Genomic DNA, 21,288 nt, shown 5'->3' with positions numbered 1-21,288 from the left:
AAGGAAATCGTGATGTATCAGGTGGGTTGGGACAAGCAGCAAATCAAAATCACACCGAAAGGCTATGCCATGTTTGGTTATGGGCAATGGTCACATCGGGCCTATGAACAGCGCACAGCTTTATTTGCACGTAGCGTGAGTATTGTCGATCAACAACATAACCGATTACTCATCTGTTGTTTGGACGTAGGTTGTATTACCCATGCCATACGCAGCCAAACAGTAGTGCGACTCACACAAATTCTAGATTCACCATTTGATGAAAATCAATTGGTCCTCATGGCAACCCATACTCACTCAGGACCTGGCGGTTGTGGCTATGAAGCTTTATACAATATGCCAACGCCTGGTTTTGTACCTGAACATTTAACTGCCATTGTTGAGGCGATTGTACTGAGTATTCAAAATGCGATTGCATCTGAACAAGACACCGAGATTTTTATCAGTACACAGCATTTTCCAGAACAGACACCTGTCGCATGGAATCGTTCAATCAAAGCCTATAATCGTAACCCAGAGGTTCTGCCACGTACCGAAGCTGAAACGCATTTAGCCTTGAACCGAGAAATGCAGTTGATCGGTTTCTATCGTGAACAACATCTACAGTCCTTTATTTCCTTATTTGGGGTACATGCAACCTGTTTGGGAAATTCTTTAAACGCCTATGATGGCGATAATAAAGGCTATGCAGCCGCATTCACTGAGCAGGCTTTAATTGAGCAAGGGATTCAAAATCCAGTCACGATTTTTGCTCAAGCAACTGCGGGAGATGTATCACCGCATTTTCATGGCAAAGATCAGCTCAAGATTCGCAATAAGATTAAAGGCGAGCAGGAATATCAATACGCGCAACAAAATGGGCGTTATCAAAGTGAACTGGCTTTGACGGCTTTACAGTTAAATATTCCTAAAAATTTACATAAAGTCGAAGGCAAGATCGATGCTGTTTTGTCCTATGTAGACTTGAGTAATATTGAAATTCCAGATGAGTTTGCAGCGGGTCAAAAGCATGCCAAGACCAGTCAGCCTTGTCATGGCACCGCATTTTTTGCAGGCACGCCTGTCGATGGTTTAGGTGCACCCAAACCCTTAATTATGGGGATGCAATTTTTAGCGGATCAATTTCGCAGACAGAAAACCAAGCACCCAAAAGCAGCTGATTTTGCAGACTATCAGCAGTTGTATGCCTCTCAAGGGCCAAAACAGATTTTACTGGAAGCGGGCACCAAAAAGATTTTAGGCCAACCGATTGGTTTTCCACCGAGTATTCTTGATCCGTTGATTGCAGAAATGAACCGACAAGTGAAAGCGGGAGCGATTCAGCACAGTCCTTTAGTCCCGAGCGTGGTTCCTTTGCAGATTGTGCGATTAGGTCAATTGGCTTTGATTTGCTGTCCAGGTGAATTTACCACTATTGCTGGGCAGCGGGTCATTGATACGGTTAAACAGACGCTTGCCGCACAGGCTTCGATTGAAAGTGTTTGGTTAGCATCCTACTGCAATGATTATATGGGTTATGTCACGACCTATGAAGAATACCAAGCGCAAGCTTATGAAGGTGGACATACCTTATTTGGTCAATGGACGTTAGCTGCCTGTCAGAGCAAATTCAAAGGTTTAGCAGAACAATTGTTATTAGAGAAAAATAAACGTCATTACGATGAAATGACACGACCACAACCGATTCCAGCACAGGAACTCGCAAAACGTACCAATTATGGCAATGTAAAAACTGCCGTTAGCCAAGGAGAGGCAGTATGAGTGATTTAACACAAGGCATCTGGACGAACTGGTCAGGTTTTCAAAAATCTATGCCGCAACAGGTTTTACAACCAGCCAATGTGCAAGAACTACAGTCCATTGTTAAAGTGCAACAAAAAATACGGGTAGTCGGTGCAGGACATTCATTTACGCCCTTGGTCTGTACTGATGCAACCTTATTGTCTTTGGATCATATTGCAGGCATTGCATCGACGGATCTTGAACGATGTCAGAGCAGCATTTATGCAGGTACGCGTTTATATGATCTAGACCAACATTTACAGCAGCAATCGATTAATCAGGCTTTGATGAATCAGGGTGATATTGATCAGCAAAGTCTAGCGGGGGCTGTCTCCACAGGCACGCATGGGACAGGAGCCGATTTGCATTGTATTTCGGCCTATGTGGAAGCTTTCGAGTTATTGATGGCATCAGGTGAAATCCTAAAATGTAGTCGCACAGAACATCCTGAAATCTTTGCCGCAGGACGGGTTTCTTTAGGTAGTTTGGGAATCTTAACTAAGATCACCATGCAGAACCGTCCTCGCTATAAGCTGAAAGAACATATTGAACTTTGTCCTGTTGAAGACATGATGCAGCATATTCAGCAATGGAAGTATCAGCATCGACATATTGAGTGCTTTGTGTTTTCCCATGGAAAGCAGTTGATGCTGAAAACCTTGGATGAGACCGATGAAGCGGTTTTACCCCGTAAGGAAAATTTTCCATCGGATGATACCTTGCTGACTTTATGTTCAGAACTGACCAAAAACTTTCCTTCGCTGAATCCTTATTTACAGAAACTATTAGGCATCTTTGTCAAACCGACCACTTATATCGATTGGTCGAGCAAGATATTTCCAACACCGCGTAATACCAAGTTCAATGAAATGGAATATCAGATTCCTGTTGATCGTGGAATTGAGTGTTTGGATGAAGTGTTGCATGCTTTAAGAAAGTATAAAGTCGCCACCTTTTTTCCGCTCGAATTTCGCTTTGTCAAAGGGGATGATATCTGGCTTAGTCCGTTTTATCAGCAGGACTCGATTTCGATTTCAGTGCATCAATATCATAAGCAAGACCCGAAGTTGATTTTTGATGTGGTTGAGCCGATTTTGCAGAAATATCAGGGTCGTCCACATTGGGGTAAAATGCATCAAATGAACAAGACACAGCTTCGGGCTTTATATCCAAAGTGGAATGATTTTATGGCGTTGCGTCAGCAGTTGGACCCAGAAGCCAAGTTTTTAAATCCCTATCTGGAAAAGCTGTTTTTAGGTTAAATCGAATTTTATGAGTTGAAAGTACTTAACGGAATTATATCGAATTGCCATCCAATTCAGGGTGAAGCTTTCAGCAGGAATTACTTTGGTTTCGGCCTGAGAAGCGTTTAAAGCTTGGTAAGATGTATTTAACCGCTTGCACTTCGCCAAAGCTTTAGTCGCTTTGGCTCGCTCAGGTTGTAGATGACTTTTCACGTATCAAATTGCATGTAAATTTTCATTGATTGAAAAAGGTATAGTCATGTTGGATCATTATTTTAAACAACTCAATCTCGACCTGAAAAAACAGGGAATTGCGACTCCGCAACTGATCATCGATGAAGTAGCGTTAAAACAAAATATTCAGCATGTTCAGATTCGTCTTGCTCACGCCAAACATTTAAAAGCACGCTTGGTAGTAAAATCATTAGCAAGCCTAGATTTACTCAAGTTACTATCTGAGCAGATCAATACGCAACGCTTTATGGTATTTCATCAACCACATATTGTTTCGATCCTAGAAAATTTTGCCGAAGCGGATATTTTGTTGGGTAAACCAATGCCAGCTCAAGCTGTACGCCATTTCTTTGATCAGCATGATGAGTGGTCGAATGCCAAAATTCAGTGGCTGATTGATACTAAGCAACGCTTACAACAATATCTCGAGATTGCTCAGCTCTATTCTCTCTGTCTGAATGTGAATATTGAAATTGATGTTGGTTTACATCGTGGTGGGGTACAGTCGACACCGCAACTGACCGAAATTTTAAAGCTGATTCAGCAGTATCCACAGTATTTAAAGCTTTCTGGTTTGATGGGCTATGATGCACATGTCACCAAAATCCCAGCCATCATTAAAAAACCTGAACTGGCTTATCAAAGTTCGCAGCAGACTTATGCTCATTATCAACAGTTAATTCAAAAACAGTTTTCATCGCTGTGGAGTGATGAGCTTTGTTTTAATGGCGGCGGCAGTCCAACCTTTAGCTTTCATACCACTGAAAGTGTTTGCAATGACTTGTCTTTTGGTTCAATGCTATTAAAACCAAGTGATTTTGACAGTGATTTTTTAAGCGCACTACAGCCTGCGTTATGGATTGCTGCACCTGTATTAAAAATATTGCCATTTACTCAACTGCCATCTATGTCTTTATTGGATAAATTGCCACATAAATGTAAGGCGCTGTTTATTTATGGTGGCTATTGGCTGGCTGATTATGTCTATCCTGATCAAGCACATACCCATGCATTGTATGGGCGTAGCAGTAATCAGGAGTTGGTCAATGTACCGAAGGACTGTGATATTCAGATCGATGATTTTGTGTTTTTAAGACCGACACAGAGCGAAGCAATTATTCCTCAGTTCTCTGAGCTAAAGCTGTATCGCAACCATGCTTTTGAGAGATGGCAAACGTTTAGTGAATAACGGTATTACGATTACCAATATTTGATCTAAAAGCCTGCCGTGTATTTTGAGTTTTAAAATAAATCGCTCAAATGACAGCTTTTCGCTTCAGTCAGATTGTCAATGGAGTCGACCAGTAAAACATTGGTGTCTTTTTCGCTTTTATAAGCCGCAATCACTTCTGCATAAATCGGCTGTTTGAGTGTCGTGGCTTTGGAGAGAAAACTTGATACTGCCTTTTTCTTAGACCAGTCTGCATCTTTCAACACATATTCATTCTGTGCAATATCGCATCGCTTTAAAATTGCTTTATTATCCTGAATAGTTAAGGTGCCAATAAAAATATCCATGCTTTCTTTAGGATCAGGTGAATTGGCAAAAGCCGTAAAAGGAAAAACGAAGCTAGATATAAATATTGAAAAGACAAGAGCGATTTTTTTCATTGGATTTTTCCTAGCGATGACATTCATTATTAAAATAATGCTTTGAGAGTCTAAGCTAATCCGCTGATTGAATGCCAGAAAATAGCCAAGTAGGAGCAAGACCAGAAGCAAATCTGTTCCTACTTAGCATGATGAGTTTTTTGTGACTAAAAACGATAGCCCATTTTCAAACCATAAGCGATTGCGCTGTTGTTTTTAAAATCGGCTTGTTCAGCAATAGGTTTAATCCCTGGCACAGGAATATAATAGGTGCCGTCTTCTGCCACTGCATCACCTAACCAGAAGTATTTAACCCCAGCGGCAATAAAGTAGTTCGGTGCAGGATTGAACTGTGCGCCTAGACCAATACCCCAAGATCCTTTGGTTGGATTCAATGTGGATGCAGGGTCGCCTGTACCAGAGTCCCAACTGACTTCAGTCGATGCACTCCATTTTTCAGTGAACTGATGTCCTATTCCGATATTGACCGTCCACTGATCTTTCTGATAACTGTCTAAATCAAAACCACCTGTATATGCACCATTACTGACTACGCCAGTGAGATATTCAGTCACTGCGCCAAATTGAGTAGGGCGAATATGAAAATCTTTCCAGTTGACCCAACGTAGATTGGTATAGAGTAGTGTGTCTTTATACACACCTGTTTGAAAATCAATATTCACCGATTGTGGTGTTGAAATTCTGGTTTTACTTGGTGTCGTCGCTTCCAATGGTTGACCGAACTGAGTCTCAGTCACTTGCATGTCGTGGTCGATTTTGGAGCGATAAGTTAGCGCTGCCTTTAAGGCAATATCAGGAATTTGATAACTCAAACCTGCCAACCAACGGACCGCATGATTCTTTTTAAATTCGGCATCATAGCCATTAAAGGCGACGCTGTAGGAATTACCACGCAGTGCCACATCACCTTTGACCGATTGATAGACAGCTCCGCCATAGACTTGAAAATTACTAAAAGGGCTGACACCCAAAATCATGCTAATGCTTTCAGTATCAACATTGACCGATGTACCTTGCTGGGTAAATTCATTGTCCGAAAAGGTATTGTTGGACTGCATCGGATAGGTAATATCAGCACCAAAAGGCTGGTCGTAGAGCAGACCAAAGCTGATTCGATCAGTCAGTTGAAGTTTGAGCGCGGCACTATAATATTGAAAGCTATTGCCCATATTGCCTGAGTTAAGATTCTGTGGATCATTGAGCAGTTCTGGACGATTACGGATTTTCCCCGAAATGTCAGCATCAACGGCTGTGGCATTGACTTCAACATAGTTACCATTTTCTAGAAAAGGGAGAATGGATTGTCCCGATTGATCCAGTGCTGCTGCGTGGTTCAATGTACTCATGCACATTCCACAGAGAGCAATCACCATTGGATTGAGTTTCATATTGATCATCCTTGTAAAACCGTGTCTTATTCTTAAACATGCTGTTTTTATTGATGGTCATCTTCTCGCTTTCATTGGAAAGTGAATGCAATGCCTTAGTTTGAGTGAAACATCTTTTAAATATGTGGAATAGGGTTGGAAATCATCAATAAGGGGGGCAAGGCGGTCATATACATAAAATTTAGGCAATAAAAAACCTTATACTGATGCATAAGGTTTTTTCAATTCAAGCAAATCGTTATTGTTTCACAATCAGCACAGGAATATGGGATTCAGTTAAAACAGCACGCGCTACACTACCCAGTAATAAGCGTTTTACACCTGTACGACCATGTGAACCCATAATAATCAGATCCGCACCGACTTCATCAGCGACAAAAATAATTCCTTCACTCGCTGCACCATGCTGAATTTTGGTTTGAACCTCAATTCCATCGCGAATGAAAGATTGAGAAATATCTTGTAGTTGGGTTTTAGCATGGGCTTCAGCCTGCATAAAATGATCGGTAATGGCTGGTGCAACTTGATAAAAATCAACACCGACATATGGATCAACAGCCACCACGCTGAGTACAGTTACTTTTGCCCCTGATAATTTTGCTAAAGACAGTGTATGTTCAACTGCTGCATAAGAAATTGGAGAATCATCAACAGCGACTAAAATATTTTGATAAGACATATTTACTCCTTATAGTTTATCGTTGTAAAAGATAAAAGTATAAGCAGTTGATAACACATTGAACTCACTCTAGCAAATGGGACGATCACTCAAAACCTATGATAACGCTGAAAATAATCTAGAAATATAGGAAATCCCTCAGCAAAATATGGGTCTAAGAGAATCTCTGTATTTTTGTAATTTTTCTTCATATTTATCGACATAGGAACATCCGTGTTACTCAGTTTAGAAGCATTCAAACAACAAAAATTTGATCAACTCGCAGCAAAAATTATGGCTGATCCAGAGAGTTATCTCGCATTTGACTCAGTTTCAGATTTTTATAAAGCTGAATGGCTAGATGAGTTTCCACAAGGGACGACATGGTCTGCTACAGGATTAGATGATGGTGCTGAGCAGTTTTATGCAGTCATCGAATATGGCAATCACTATCTCTATATCAGCCGAACGGAACGAGTAACGGTAAAACTAGGTATAAGACATCATTACAATAAAAATTATTAATCCGATTAGTCACGAATATTTACGTGTTCACATTTTGTGATTCAAATGAGAATGATATACTTTGCCGCGATGATAAAACCCTAATTAAAACTAAACGGAAATTTAAAAATGGCACATCAATTTACGGTAAATGAAACAATTCACGGTGTTTCAATTGAAGATTTTTCAAGACTGGTTGCTGATACTTCATTGCATGAAGCAGTATGTAAGCGTATTCCGGGTGAGAACTTAGAAATTATTGAGTCTGCTGTAAAAGGTGATATTTATACCTTACGTCGTGAATATAATCTTGATGTAAATATCCCAGATGTGGCTAAAAAATTATTAAAAAATGCATTTCGTTTAAAACGTTCTGATATTACCGATTTGAAAAATTTAACCTCAACGGTAGAGCTAGGCGCAAACTTACCTTTAGAAGCCAAAGCTGAACGTAAAGTGACTGGGAATAGTGAAAAAGTAGAAATTGCATTGACGTGGAATGTAAAAGTCAAAGTGCCTTTGATTGGCGGGATGTTAGAAAGACATGCTGAAGGCGAAATTCGTAAATTTAGCCAACTTGAAATTGAGATTGTAGAAGAAGAATTAAAGAAAAATCTATAATTCTGAATAGATTGAAAACTCTCCGTAAGGGGAGTTTTTTTATTTCAGAAACGAAGAAAATAGGGCAATATTGAGATAACCACACCGATGACACTTAATAAAGTCGTACTTTCGATAAAATAAGGATAAATCATCAGAACTAAACCACAAACTAAAGGCACGGTCATTTTTTGCTTTTTGCCATACATAAAATAGCCTAAGCCAATTGAGCCAAAAATGACACCTAGAAAAAGTTGAGTTGCATTCATTGTGTTTTGCCATACGTTATTTTTATCGCGCATATATTAAGGCAGTATTCTTAAATGAAAATTATGGCAGCTCAACCTAATATCAAATAGTATGTAATTCACTATCTGGTCAAAAATAATAAGGTCATCTAATGAGTGTGATTTTACCTGTAGCACAACGGGGTGAGGGTGTTTTAGAACTTCAAGCTGCTCCTGTCGCGGCAAGTGAATTTAATAGTGAATGGTTAATGCAATTAGCTTCAGCAATGCACCGTACCATGCTTGAGCGCAATGGTGTCGGAATTGCAGCGCCACAAGTTTATATTTCCAAACGTGTGATCATCGTTGCTTCGCGATCAAATCCGCGTTATCCAGATGCACCTGAAATGGATGCCGTGGTGATGGTTAATCCTGAAATATTAGAGTTTTCTCAAAGTACCTGTTTCGGTGAAGAAGGTTGTTTGAGTGTACCAGATGAGCGTGGGCAGGTTGAACGTGCTCAGGCAATTAAATTGCGTTATTACACTTTACAAGGTGAAGTGATTGAAACAACTTACGAAGGATTTCCTGCTCGTATTGTTCAGCATGAAGTCGATCATTTAAATGGGATACTGTTTGTAGAACGAGTGAGTTAGGTTTATTGGTTAGACATTAAAAATATTACAAAAGCTATAATTTGAATATTATCCGTACCCTGTACTATAAAACTTAATTTATATGAACACTTTAGATCTTTAAAGGCAGACAACCATGAAAACGCCTCTTCCTGATTATTTGGCACACGTAATTGATGCCTGTGATACTGATAATAGTGGTCGTCTAGCCGATTATATTCCTGAGTTAGCCAATGCCAATCCCAATCGGTTGGCTTTGGCATTATCTACTGTAGATGGTGAAATCTATTCGGTGGGCGATGATGAGGTCGAGTTTACGATTCAATCCATGTCTAAACCTTTTACTTATGCATACGTGCTACAAAAGCTTGGAATAGATGCGGTATTAGACAAAGTGGGTGTTGAACCTTCTGGCGAAGCATTCAATGAGATTTCACTTGGGAATGATCGCCGTCCTAAAAACCCAATGATTAACTCAGGTGCAATCACCACACATTCATTGATTCCAATCAAAGAAGGGCTACAAGGCGCAGAAATTCTACGTGAGTTTATGAGCGAACTGGCTGGGCGTGAACTACGTTTTGATGATGCCGTCTATCAGTCCGAGGTAAAAACTGCCTATCGTAATCTTTCGATAGGGTATATGTTGCGAACCGTCGGGATTTTGGAGAGCGATCCTGTTGATATTGTGAATGGCTATATTCGTCAGTGTTCGATTTTGGTCACTGTGAAAGATCTCGTTCGTATGGGAAGTGTTCTTGCCAATGGTGGGGTTGATCCTAAAACAGGTAAACGATTATTGAATCGTGCAGTGGTACGCCAAGTCCTTAGTGTGATGATGAGTTGCGGCATGTATGATGCCGCTGGTGATTGGCTCACGACGGTTGGAATTCCTGCTAAAAGTGGTGTAGCGGGTGGAATCTTGGGTGTATTGCCGGGGCAGGTCAGTATTGCCGCATTTTCACCAAAGTTAGATGAGCATGGTAATAGTGTTCGTGGTATTGATATTTTAGAACGGTTATCACGTGACATGGGCTTACATTTGATGGAAGGAACATCTTCGGCACAAACCATTGTACAAAGCCATTATCTGACAGGAAAAAATGCGTCATTAAGTGTGTATGTGCTGCGCGGTGTATTGAAATTTACTGAAGCTGAAATGTTGTTACGGACTTTGCAGTGTGAGCCTGTGAATAAGAATACAATCGTGATTGATTTGAGTCAGATTTCACTGATTCATGATGTAGGTAAACGGATGTTTTTAGAGGGGATTGATCGTTTAATTGATGATGGTCATACCTTGCTTTTGGTTGACCCCGAACAGCGTTTGGATCATGCACGAACCCATAAAGATCGAATATTGCATGTTTATCAAAATCTAGAGGATTTAATTGAAAAGCACAAAGAATTATAAAAGGAGAAGTTATTTATCTATTTTATTGGTTCGAAATTGCTGTGGTGTTTTACCTAAATGTCGTTTAAACATTGCACTAAACGCACTTGAATTGGTATAGCCAAGTGCTTCAGAAATCTGTGAGATTGACTCACCATTGGAAATCTTACTCAGTGCATGAGCAATATGCATCTGCTGAATCCATGCGCGATAAGACAGTCCCGTTTCTTTTTGAAACATACGCATTAAGGTTCTTGAACTTGTCCCAATCTCATCTGCCCAATGAGTCAAATCTTTGCAATGCTTAGGTGAATGTAACAGTGCTTGACAGATTTTTAATAGACGTCTGTCTTTGGGCCAAGGGATTTGAATGGGAATTAGATTGGCACTATGAATTTCTTCAAAAATTAGAATTTGTAAAGCTTCTGAAATATCTTGAGATGAAATAAGGTTTAGCGCATTTACTTGTGTAATTTGATTAAGTCGAATCAACAATTCATGCAACAAATTACTGACTCGAATAATAAAACAATTTTGTCCCATTAATGCCGCAGCATTCACTTCAACGAGTGCAGTATTCAGCTTAACGTGACTCAGTGAAATGACACTGTGTTCAACATTTGCTGGAATCCATAACGCACACATAGGCGGAACCAACCAGACATTATTGGGAGTGAAAACCTGAATATTTCCCGTTGAAGCATATAAAAATTGTGCTCTGGTATGGGTATGTGTGGGTGTAATCTCACGATAAGTATGTTCAGAGGATAATCCAATGACCAATTCAGATTGATCAGATTGAATAAGAGATTCGTGCATAATATAAGCTAAAATTTGTCATTTATGCGATAATTATTGGAAGATAACCTTATAAGCGACAAATTACAATAAGCGTCTTATCTAAAGATATTGGAGTTTTTCGGATATGACGTCTTCAATACAGTTGAATGATGGTATTGCAAATACTGCTACAAATGAGCAACCGCAAGGTATGATCATGAAGATCGTTGGTGCTGTGGCTTTTGCACACTTACTTAATGATTTAATTCAAGCAGTTTTACCCGCTATTTATCCCATGCTTAAAGCAAACTTTGCACTCAGTTTTGCGCAAGTCGGGCTGATTTCCTTTGTATATCAGATTACGGGTTCACTGCTTCAGCCTTGGATTGGACTGTATACTGATAAACATCCAAAACCATATCTTTTACCATTAGGAATGATGGTCACATTATGCGGTATTTTACTACTCGCATTTTCTCCAACTTTTACCGTATTGTTGCTCGCATCTGCATTGATTGGGGTAGGTTCTGCAACCTTTCATCCTGAAGCTTCGCGTGTGGCGAGAATGGCATCGGGTGGACGTTTTGGTACAGCTCAATCGACCTTTCAGGTCGGCGGTAATACAGGAACTGCAATTGGACCATTATTGGCTGCTTTGATTATTGTGCCTTTTGGACAACATGCGGTTGCATGGTTAGTAGTATTTTCATTATTAGCAATTTGGGTTTTATTTGGAGTAAGTCGTTGGACGATTAGCCATGCAAAAAACTCATTTGCTGCAAAGGTCAATCAAACACAAACCAAGTTGCATGGTCGCCAATTAATCATTGCTCTAACTACGATTAGTGTATTGATGTTCGCTAAATTTACTTATATCGCGAGTATTAGTAACTATTTTACTTTTTATTTGATTCATAAGTTTCAGATTAGTCTTCAAACGGCTCAATTACATTTGTTTGTATTTTTGGCAGCGGTTGCTTTGGGTACTTTTGCAGGTGGTCCGATTGGCGATCGAATTGGGCGTAAAGCGGTAATTTGGGTGTCTTTTGTAGGGATGGCGCCTTTTGCTTTGATGATGCCGTATGCCAACTTGTTTTGGACAACAGTTTTATCCGTGATAACCGGTTTAGTGTTGTCGTCTGCTTTTGCTGCAATGGTAGTTTATGCTCAGGAGGCTGTTCCAGGGCGTGTTGGCATGATCTCAGGTTTAATGTTTGGTTTGATGTTTGGTGTCAGCGGTATTGCAGCAGCAGGGCTTGGGCATTTGGCTGATGTGAATGGAATCGAATGGGTATTTGGTTTATGTTCTTTTTTACCACTGCTTGGCTTCGCAACAGTCTTTTTGCCAAATACAAAAGTTAAATAGGTCGTTTATATTTAAGTCTCTCAGTTCTAAAGGATTGAGAGATTTTTTTATTTGAAATATTTTGAATGAGTTCAACTAAAAGTGAATTAGACTTTGTAAATTTAAAAATTAATAATTCTAAAGATGACAAATTCATGAAACCTTATAACAAAAATTTAAAACAGCCATCCCGTGATTTACGGAGCAATATGACTAATGCTGAGCAACTACTATGGCAAAGAATCAGACGTAAACAGATTTTAGAATTGCAGTTTTATAGACAGAAGCCAATTCTAAATTTTATAGTGGATTTTTATTGTCCCAAAGCACATTTAGTTATTGAATGTGATGGTGGGCAGCACTATACAGAAGAAGGATTAGGGGCTGATCTAAATAGAGATTATGCTTTGAATGAGCTTGGACTTCTGACACTGAGATTTAGTAATCATCAAATTTTGACTGAAATTGATGCTGTGGTAGAACAGATTTATTGTGTAGTTCGGCGAAGGTTAGAATCCTCCTAAATCCCTCTTTTTTAAAGGAGGGCTGGGGAGGATTTATTTGAAGATTTTCTCCCCAAAAATATTGTAATCATGCATCATTGCTTCAAAAGATTTTGAATCAGCAGTTTTATCTAAATTGCTTGTAACGGTTTCATATACTTTATTGCTTTGATCTTCTGAAATATCGCTAACCTTGACTTGAATTTCTCTAGCCTTATCTTTCATATAACCTAATAAATATTCTGGCATTACCAAATTTGATGGTCTTAGAATTCCCTGTTTAAGTGCAACCCTACTAGCTCGCATTTGTTTTGAATATTTTGAACTGATAATACCTATAATTAAGAATGTTGGGAGTTTCGTGAAAGTATAAATATCTTTGTCACCTGTAAGAACATCAATACCAATACTTCGAAGAAAGTAGCGATTAATATTTGATGGGAAATTCAATGATTCAGGTGGTTTTTCTATTTCAGATAACGGAAAAATATGTTGTTCATATTGATCTAGGTTAGATGTATTTCCTAATAGAAAGTTTCTTAGATGAGTTTCAGCTTGATGCGTTTGTTTTAAAAAATACTCTGACTCATCGTTAAAGTCACTATTTTGTCTTTTTATATATATTAATGTCCGCCATGATAGTGATGCACAAAATTTTGAAAGCCATTCATTGTAAGATGAAATATATTGTTGTTTGTCTAAGCTAGGCAAAAATATTTGTTCTGAAAATAGTTTTTCCCATCCTGAAAATAAAATTTCGCAGTTATGACAAAGTAGATATTCTTTGAAAATATCTTGTTGTCTTTTATTTATATTCTTTATGTCACGTAGATAACCCGTAGCACTAGTTCGTTTCAACCATTTACCTACAAACTTTGGAATTAGATGGCTTTCTTTTAAATTAGTTTCATCTTTACAAAGAGCACAGATACCATGCATTTACAAACTCATTAGAATATTGAATAGGTTGTTATTTGATCTTATATGAAATATTTGAATGCAACAATAATCCCTCCCAACCTCCCTTTGAAAAAGGGAGGAGCGGTCACGTAATTTATTAGATACGTGAAAGTCCCCCTTTTATAAAGGGGGATTTAGGGGGATTCAACTAACCAATCGAATCATCTAAATTCGGTGCTAACCAACGCTTCGCTTCATCCAGTGTCCAGCCTTTACGCTTTGCATAATCCTCAAGCTGATCTTGAGAAATCTTGCCCACATTAAAGTATTCACTTTCTGGATGCGAATAATAGAAACCACTGACAGAAGATGGCGGCATCATTGCAAAGTGTTCAGTCAACTTGGTACCAATTTTCGCTTCCGAACCTAACCAGTCAAATAATACCGCTTTTTCAGAATGCTCTGGGCAAGCAGGGTAACCTGGTGCAGGACGAATACCGACATATTTCTCTTTGATCAATTCTTCATTGCCCAAAGTCTCATCGGCTTTATAGCCCCAGAACTCTTTACGGATACGTTCATGCAAATGCTCGGCAAATGCTTCGGCAAAACGATCGGCCAAAGACTGAACCAGAATCGCTGAGTAATCATCGCCTTTGGCTTTATATTCATTCGCCAATTCTTCAGCACCAAAGATTGATACAGTGAAACCGCCAAGATAATCGGTATTATCTTTAGAGGTGCTAATAAAGTCCGCTAAAGATAAATTTGGTTTGCCTGTCACTTTGTCTGACTGTTGACGAATATGCTCAAAGGTATGCGTAACCTTTTGACCAGATTCATCAAACACACTCACTGTATCCGCACCTGTACGTTGCGCAGGGTATAAACCAAATACAGCACGTGCATCGAAACGGTTATTCTCGATAATGTCTTTCAACATCTCTTGTGCTTGGTTATACAAATCCGTTGCCGCTTCACCGACCACTTCATCTGTCAGGATTTTCGGGAATTTACCTGCCAAGCTCCAAGAGATAAAGAATGGTGTCCAGTCAAAGTACTCAACCAATGTCGCCAATGGATAATTGGTAATGACTTGCGTACCTAAACTATTTGGAATCGGTGGCACATAGTTGTCATCCACCTTGAAACCATTCTCAATTGATTCAGCATAGCTGAGTTTAGCCGCTTTCGGTTGCTTGTTGGCTAAACGTTCACGAATCTTGGCATATTCAGCACGATGTTCTGCAATAAAATTGCCACGCATTTCTTTTGATAGCAGGGTAGTTGCTACACCGACCGCACGAGAAGCATCAGCTACATAGATCACCGCATCATTTTGATATTGCGGATCAATCTTCACTGCGGTATGTGCTTTTGAGGTCGTTGCACCACCAATCAACAATGGAATGTTAAAGCCTTTACGCTGCATTTCTTTAGCAACAAACACCATTTCATCCAAAGATGGGGTGATCAAACCAGACAAACCGATGATGTCACATTTCTCATCAATCGCAGTTTGCAGGATTTTTTCCGCAGGTACCATCACACCAAGGTCAACGATGTCATAACCGTTACAGCCCAAGACCACGCCCACGATATTTTTACCAATATCGTGTACGTCACCCTTAACAGTCGCCATCAACACTTTACCTTTAGACTGGCTACCTGTTTTTTCAGCTTCGATGTATGGGTTCAGCCAAGCGACAGCTTGTTTCATTACACGTGCAGATTTCACTACTTGCGGCAGGAACATTTTACCTGAGCCGAACAGGTCACCAACCACGTTCATGCCATCCATCAATGCACCTTCAATCACATCGAGTGGACGCTTGGCTTTTAAACGGGCTTCTTCGGTATCTTCATCAATATAAGTGGTGATACCTTTGACTAAGGCATATTCAAGACGTTTTTCTACCGACTCGTTGCGCCATTCGAGGTTTTCAGCTTCACGTTGTGCGCCACTATGACCACGGAACTTCTCTGCCACTTCAAGCAGTTTTTCTGTGGCGTTTTGACCAGACTCACCTTGGTTCTGATTCAGAACAACATCTTCTACCGCATCTTTCAGTTCTTTTGGAATATCGTCGTAAATCGCCATTTGACCAGCGTTCACGATCCCCATGGTCATGCCTTGTTTGATGGCATGGTAAAGGAATACCGAGTGAATTGCTTCACGCACAGGCTCATTGCCACGGAAGGAGAAGGAAACGTTTGAGACACCACCTGAAATCATGGCGTGCGGCAAGTTCTGCTTAATCCAACCTGTGGCTTCAATAAAGTCGACACCATAGTTGTTGTGTTCTTCAATCCCTGTTGCCACTGCAAATACGTTCGGGTCAAAAATAATATCTTCGGCAGGGAAGCCCACTTCATTGACAAGAACATCATAAGAACGTTTACAGATTTCACGTTTACGTGCAGCGGTATCAGCTTGACCTGTTTCATCAAAGGCCATCACAATAATCGCAGCACCATACTGGCGGCATAGACGTGCTTTTTCGACAAACTCGTCATAACCTTCTTTTAATGAAATCGAGTTGACGACGGGTTTACCTTGTACACATTTCAAGCCTGCTTCAATGATTTCCCATTTTGATGAGTCAATCATAATTGGCACACGAGAGATATCAGGCTCAGATGCCACTAGATTCAGGAAGTGCACCATCGCATTTTGCGAATCGAGCATGCCTTCATCCATGTTGATGTCGATGATCTGTGCACCAGCTTCAACTTGTTGCTGAGCTACTTCTAGAGCTTCGGCAAATTTTTCTTCACGGATGAGACGTAGGAATTTTTTTGAACCCGTAACGTTGGTACGTTCACCCACATTGACGAATAATGAATCATCATAAATGTTAAATGGCTCTAAACCACTTAAACGGCAGGCTGGTTTGGTTTCAGGAATTTGACGTGGCTTGATATCTTTAACTGCGTTATAAATCGCACGGATATGATCTGGTGTGGTACCACAGCAACCACCCGTGATATTGATGAGACCACTTTCAGCAAATTCTTTGATGAATGCGGCTGTTTGTTCTGGGGTTTCATCATATTCACCAAAGGCATTTGGTAAACCTGCATTTGGATGCGCAGAGACAAAAGTATCAGCAACATCAGCAATGGTTTTTACGTGTGGACGCATCGCGTCTGCACCCAAGGCACAGTTAAAACCAATTGAGAGTAAGTCACCATGACGTACTGAGTTCCAGAACGCTTCTGCGGTTTGACCCGTTAAGGTACGACCTGATGCATCGGTAATGGTGCCTGAAATCATCAACGGCAGTTCATGACCAATTTGCTTGAATACTTCTTTTACCGCAAAGATTGCAGCTTTACAGTTCAAGGTATCAAACACAGTTTCGATCAAGAGAATGTCTGCACCACCTTCAATCAAGGCATGGGCAGCTTCAATATAGTTTTCTTTGAGTTCATCAAAAGTAATATTACGGAATGCAGGGTCGTTCACATTCGGTGAAATCGAACAGGTACGTGAGGTTGGTCCAAGTACACCTGCAACAAAACGCGGTTTATCAGGCGTTGAATATTTTTCACAAGCTGCTTTAGCTAAACGCGCTGCTTCACGGTTGATCTCTGGTACGAGGTCTTCCATGTGATAGTCCGACATTGAAACACGTGTGCCGTTAAAGCTGTTGGTTTCAATAATATCTGCACCTGCATCCAAATAAGCTTCATGGATGCCTTGAATAATGTGTGGTTGTGTTAGCACCAATAAATCATTATTGCCTTTTAGGTCTGAGGCCCAATCTGCAAAACGTTCACCACGATAATCTTGTTCTTCTAATTTATGGCGTTGAATCATCGTCCCCATTGCACCATCAATAATCAGGATACGTTGGGCAAGAAGTGATTGTAGGGTGGTAAGCGTGGACATTCAGAAACCCCAGTCGATGATGAAGATAAAAAAGCAGGGGCATTGTAACAGAAGCGAACAAAAAGCGCGTATTTTCAGCATCAGGATGATGTGATTCATCCAGTCAGGTTGAAAATGTCATAAAAGCTTCATGAAATTGCAATAATTTCGGTGAATAATGCCTAAAAAGACAACGTATATTTCGAAATATGACAAATAAGTTTCATATTTTGTTGTGTTTGTTGCAAAATCAGACAAACAGGTTTGATTGAATTTATTTTGAATTAAGATATTGTTTTTGTTATATAAAAATAAAAATAATCTTGATTTGAATCAAAAAAAACATAAAAAAATGTAAGAAAAATATGAAAATTTGGCTTCATATGACAGTCCTTTGTCATATAATTGTCATAATTTAATTAAACAATACAGAGGATTTTATTATCCTCTTACCGTCTACATGAATTCTAATCTTCCTCCTGTTTCGGATTCACCGCTTGCCAGTTCTACGGCAAAATCGACGAATGTACATGTTCCTACACCGAAATTTTTTATGCCGGTGTTTTTAACAATTATTATTGCAACACTTATTTATATTGGTTTTCAGGTGAGTGCTGACTTAGCGCATGTACCACCTTTGAGTTTATATTCAGTTATTCTTCTATCTACGGCACTTTTCATTGCTTTAGGCTTTGAATTTGTAAATGGCTTCCACGATACAGCCAATGCGGTTGCCACCGTGATTTATACCAATGCATTACCTGCACCTGTTGCAGTGATGTGGGCTGGTTTCTGTAACTTCCTTGGGGTTATGGTAGCGAGTGGTGCTGTTGCTTACGGTATTATTGCTTTACTTCCTGTTGAACTGATTATGAATGTCGGCAGTGGGGCTGGTTTTGCAATGGTATTTGCTTTGTTAATTGCAGCCATTCTTTGGAACTTAGGGACTTGGTTCCTTGGTATCCCAGCATCAAGCTCTCATACTTTAATCGGCTCGATTTTAGGTGTGGGGATCATGAACCATTTCTTAAATGCTTCAACTGGTGCAACCAGCGGCATTGATATGGATCAAGTCATTAAAGTGGGTAAGGCGTTATTATTCTCACCTTTAATCGGTTTTGCTTTCGCAGCAATTGTATTCTTGTTGGTTAAAACAATTTTTAAACGCCAATTAGAACTTTTTCAACCACCAGAAGGTAATAAACCACCACCACCGCTCATCCGTGCAATTTTGATTTTTACATGTACGGGCGTGAGCTTTGCGCATGGTTCTAACGATGGTCAAAAGGGCATGGGTTTAATCATGTTGATCTTGATCGGTTTAGTGCCATTAGCATATTCACTAAACAAAAGCTTAGATGCAAATCATCTTCAATCATTTGAAAAGCTTTCAAGTCAAACAGCTGCTGTGTTGAATGTAAATCAAAATGAATTATCTGATGAGAAAGCGCGTGCTGTACTCACAAAATATATTCAAACCAAAGAGCAAACACCTGAAGTTGTTCCAGCACTTGCAAGTATGACAGAACACTTAGGAACACGCGTTGCAAATTACGGTGATCTTAAAGCTATTCCTGAGGCCGCTGTAAGCGAAATCCGTAATGATATGTATTTAAGTACCACAACTTTTAAACGTTTAGACAAAGCAGAAGCTTTACCGAAGATGGATAAAGACCAAGCTAAAACTGTTAAAGAGTATCGTAGTAATCTTGATTCATTCCTACAATACATTCCAAATTGGGTTAAAGTTGCGGTCGCACTTGCACTCGGTTTAGGCACGATGGTGGGTTGGAAGCGCATTGTTGTGACTGTTGGTGAGCGTATTGGTAAGAATCATATGACTTATGGCCAAGGGATGTCTGCTGAACTTGTTGCAATGAGTACCATTGCTGCTGCTGATGGCTTGGGTATGCCTGTATCGACTACACATGTTTTAAACAGTGCTGTTGCAGGTACCATGGTTGCGAATAGATCAGGTTTGAACTTCGCAACAGTGAAAACAATACTTTCTGCATGGATCTTTACTTTACCAGCGACGATTTGTTTATCTGGTGGTTTATACTGGTTATTCTTACAGTTTGTATCATGATTTGATTTGCTTTAAAGCCAAATCACTTTAAAAAGCTTTGCCGAGGCAAAGCTTTTTTTATGGGTGATAAGATAGCGATAGATACGGACACAAACCAAGAATATTAGGCTCTAACTCAAATAGATCGGTTCTAATTTGAATGCCTGAATGCCTGAATGCCTGAATGCCTGAATGCCTGAATGCCTGAATGCCTGAATGCCTGAATGCCTGAATAAGCTAAGAAGATCTACGTGAACCAATTACAAAAATAGTTTTATTCCCCAAACGAGGAATATTTTTATTCTTGATTATCCGCTAAGATAACTGAGATATACAGTTTACTTAACTGCCTGTTTAAATCTATTTAAAAATATAGGCACTCGAAATTAGGGTTTACACTCCGCCATTCTCCAAAATAGAGAGTGGCTTTTTTTATTTCTATCTCTAAAAATTGACAAAAAAAGAGCTGTCGAAACAGCTCTTTGTATGTATTACGTGATGTTCGATTCAATTAAGCTTGTTGAATACCCGCAACAACCCAATCTTGTTGCGAGCCGGCAGGCTTAACAAAATGCCAAATTTCGGTGAAAGGTTGCGGCAAGCTGTTTAAATCTTCGCTTACTGTTCCTGTAAAGCGGACGCTAACAACGTATTGACCATTTTCAGTGGCACTATCTACAACCATTGCGTTTAGATTACTAAATTCTGCAACATCTTGGTCTTGGTTGGCCATAATGTCACTGTACATAGATGAATAAAGTTCAGGTGTTAAATAACGACGAATTTCTTCAATGTTACTGGCACTATTCACCGATTGAATATGATTAAAACGCTGACGAGCTACACGTAAGAACGCAGCAGGTTCAGTACCATCAGGTAATTGATTGCCACTACTCATTGATGCTCCGCCAAATGGTGCTTGAGGAGTAGCCGTACCGCCACCGACAGATTGACCAAAAATATTGGTATTGTCACCTGCAGGCGCTGTATTTTGGCGACCAAAATTATTTTGACCGTTATTATTTGGCGCATAAGGATTGTTTGCAGCTACTTTTTGTTTACCGCTGAATTTACGGAAAATAAAGAAAGCACCGCCTGCAATCAGTAATAACCAGATCCAAGTTGGGATTCCACCTTTTTTCTCTTGCTCTTGGGCTTGTTGTGCAGCTTGAGCATTCGCTGTTTGCTGATCAGTGGCTGTTGGGTTATGTGGTTTATCATCAGCTAAGGCATTAGCTGCAACTGCACCTACCGCCGCACCAGCTACACCAGCTGCAACCATTGAACCAACACCGGGACCTGATTTTTGAGGTGCAGTTTGTTGTGGAGCAGGCGTAACTTGACGTGGTTGCTGATAAGATTGGTTAGATTGTTGGTATGACTGACTAGATGAACTAGATCTGCTCATACCGTGGCTTTTTCCACCACCTGCACGTTTTGCTTCTGCAAGTGGTGCAGCAACCAATGTTGCCATTAAAAGAGCTGCCATCAAGCCACGCTGGTGTACTTGCATCGAAAATTCCTATTTAAATCCTATTTGTA

General features: G+C 39.9%; 17 protein-coding genes and 1 pseudogene. 10 read left to right on the top strand and 8 right to left on the bottom strand.

The annotated features are described in order from the left end of the window. Positions 1-12 precede the first annotated feature (12 nt). The 3 genes from AC0JIQ_RS11425 (at position 13) to AC0JIQ_RS11415 (ending at position 4,449) form a co-directional block, all read left to right on the top strand. Complete coding sequence (locus AC0JIQ_RS11425) at positions 13-1,761, top strand: neutral/alkaline non-lysosomal ceramidase N-terminal domain-containing protein (RefSeq protein WP_474201715.1); 1,749 nt, start codon at positions 13-15, stop codon at positions 1,759-1,761. Beyond that, on the top strand, positions 1,758-3,044 hold the full coding sequence (locus AC0JIQ_RS11420) for a D-arabinono-1,4-lactone oxidase (protein ID WP_474201714.1): 1,287 nt from the start codon (positions 1,758-1,760) through the stop codon (positions 3,042-3,044). Before AC0JIQ_RS11425 ends, AC0JIQ_RS11420 begins: the two co-directional genes overlap by 4 nt. A 241-nt stretch (positions 3,045-3,285) precedes the next feature. Next, positions 3,286-4,449, top strand: a complete 1,164-nt coding sequence (locus AC0JIQ_RS11415) for an alanine racemase (protein ID WP_474201713.1) — start codon at positions 3,286-3,288, stop codon at positions 4,447-4,449. A gap of 53 nt (positions 4,450-4,502) precedes the next feature. Here AC0JIQ_RS11415 and AC0JIQ_RS11410 read toward each other — a convergent pair whose 3' ends face one another. From AC0JIQ_RS11410 to AC0JIQ_RS11400, 3 genes are all read right to left on the bottom strand, one after another. Then, positions 4,503-4,871, bottom strand: coding sequence for a hypothetical protein (locus tag AC0JIQ_RS11410; protein ID WP_474203261.1), 369 nt, complete (start codon positions 4,869-4,871; stop codon positions 4,503-4,505). A gap of 146 nt (positions 4,872-5,017) precedes the next feature. Further along, a complete protein-coding gene (locus AC0JIQ_RS11405; protein WP_474201712.1) occupies positions 5,018-6,259 on the bottom strand; it encodes an OmpP1/FadL family transporter in 1,242 nt (413 codons plus the stop codon). 238 nt (positions 6,260-6,497) lie between these two features. After that, positions 6,498-6,938: a universal stress protein gene (locus AC0JIQ_RS11400; RefSeq protein WP_004661051.1), complete on the bottom strand. Its 441-nt coding sequence runs from the start codon at positions 6,936-6,938 to the stop codon at positions 6,498-6,500. Between the two features lie 213 nt (positions 6,939-7,151). Between AC0JIQ_RS11400 and AC0JIQ_RS11395 the strand changes: the two genes are divergently transcribed. Next, entirely contained in the window at positions 7,152-7,442 is a 291-nt protein-coding gene (locus tag AC0JIQ_RS11395) for a hypothetical protein (protein WP_250748315.1), read from the top strand. 108 nt (positions 7,443-7,550) lie between these two features. Further along, on the top strand, positions 7,551-8,042 hold the full coding sequence (locus AC0JIQ_RS11390) for a DUF2505 family protein (RefSeq protein ID WP_004661054.1): 492 nt from the start codon (positions 7,551-7,553) through the stop codon (positions 8,040-8,042). Between the two features lie 44 nt (positions 8,043-8,086). On the opposite strand, the gene AC0JIQ_RS11385 is transcribed toward AC0JIQ_RS11390, so the two are convergent. After that, the gene (locus AC0JIQ_RS11385; protein WP_050041691.1) at positions 8,087-8,290 is read right to left on the bottom strand and encodes a hypothetical protein; all 204 of its coding nucleotides are present in this window, start codon (positions 8,288-8,290) and stop codon (positions 8,087-8,089) included. 131 nt (positions 8,291-8,421) lie between these two features. On the opposite strand from AC0JIQ_RS11385, the gene def reads away from it, so the two are divergent. Further along, complete coding sequence (def, locus tag AC0JIQ_RS11380) at positions 8,422-8,904, top strand: peptide deformylase (protein ID WP_474201711.1); 483 nt, start codon at positions 8,422-8,424, stop codon at positions 8,902-8,904. Positions 8,905-9,019: 115 nt separating this feature from the next. Continuing rightward, positions 9,020-10,337: pseudogene (locus AC0JIQ_RS11375) on the top strand (glutaminase); the annotation flags it as partial. Here AC0JIQ_RS11375 and AC0JIQ_RS11370 read toward each other — a convergent pair. Beyond that, positions 10,307-11,095, bottom strand: a complete 789-nt coding sequence (locus tag AC0JIQ_RS11370; RefSeq protein ID WP_474201710.1) for an AraC family transcriptional regulator — start codon at positions 11,093-11,095, stop codon at positions 10,307-10,309. The pseudogene AC0JIQ_RS11375 and the gene AC0JIQ_RS11370 overlap by 31 nt on opposite strands. Positions 11,096-11,201: 106 nt before the next feature. Here AC0JIQ_RS11370 and AC0JIQ_RS11365 point away from each other — a divergent pair, with 106 nt between their 5' ends. Next, entirely contained in the window at positions 11,202-12,422 is a 1,221-nt protein-coding gene (locus AC0JIQ_RS11365) for an MFS transporter (RefSeq protein WP_346511453.1), read from the top strand. A 134-nt stretch (positions 12,423-12,556) separates the two neighbouring features. Beyond that, a complete protein-coding gene (locus AC0JIQ_RS11360) occupies positions 12,557-12,925 on the top strand; it encodes an endonuclease domain-containing protein (protein ID WP_336943909.1) in 369 nt (122 codons plus the stop codon). A 33-nt stretch (positions 12,926-12,958) separates the two neighbouring features. Here the strand turns inward: AC0JIQ_RS11360 and AC0JIQ_RS11355 are convergent, their stop codons facing one another. Both AC0JIQ_RS11355 and metH read right to left on the bottom strand, forming a co-directional pair. After that, positions 12,959-13,843, bottom strand: a complete 885-nt coding sequence (locus AC0JIQ_RS11355) for a hypothetical protein (RefSeq protein WP_474201709.1) — start codon at positions 13,841-13,843, stop codon at positions 12,959-12,961. A 169-nt stretch (positions 13,844-14,012) separates the two neighbouring features. After that, positions 14,013-17,699 (bottom strand): methionine synthase, encoded by a 3,687-nt coding sequence (gene metH / locus AC0JIQ_RS11350; RefSeq protein ID WP_474201708.1) that lies wholly within the window; start codon positions 17,697-17,699, stop codon positions 14,013-14,015. 439 nt (positions 17,700-18,138) lie between these two features. Between metH and AC0JIQ_RS11345 the strand changes: the two genes are divergently transcribed. Then, on the top strand, positions 18,139-19,767 hold the full coding sequence (locus AC0JIQ_RS11345; RefSeq protein ID WP_005215053.1) for an inorganic phosphate transporter: 1,629 nt from the start codon (positions 18,139-18,141) through the stop codon (positions 19,765-19,767). Positions 19,768-20,257: 490 nt separating this feature from the next. Here the strand turns inward: AC0JIQ_RS11345 and AC0JIQ_RS11340 are convergent, their stop codons facing one another. Then, entirely contained in the window at positions 20,258-21,259 is a 1,002-nt protein-coding gene (locus AC0JIQ_RS11340) for a Tim44 domain-containing protein (protein ID WP_474201707.1), read from the bottom strand. Positions 21,260-21,288 lie beyond the last annotated feature (29 nt).

This window comes from Acinetobacter sp. FB (assembly GCF_056033405.1).
This window is presented reverse-complemented; position numbering and strand designations above follow the sequence as displayed.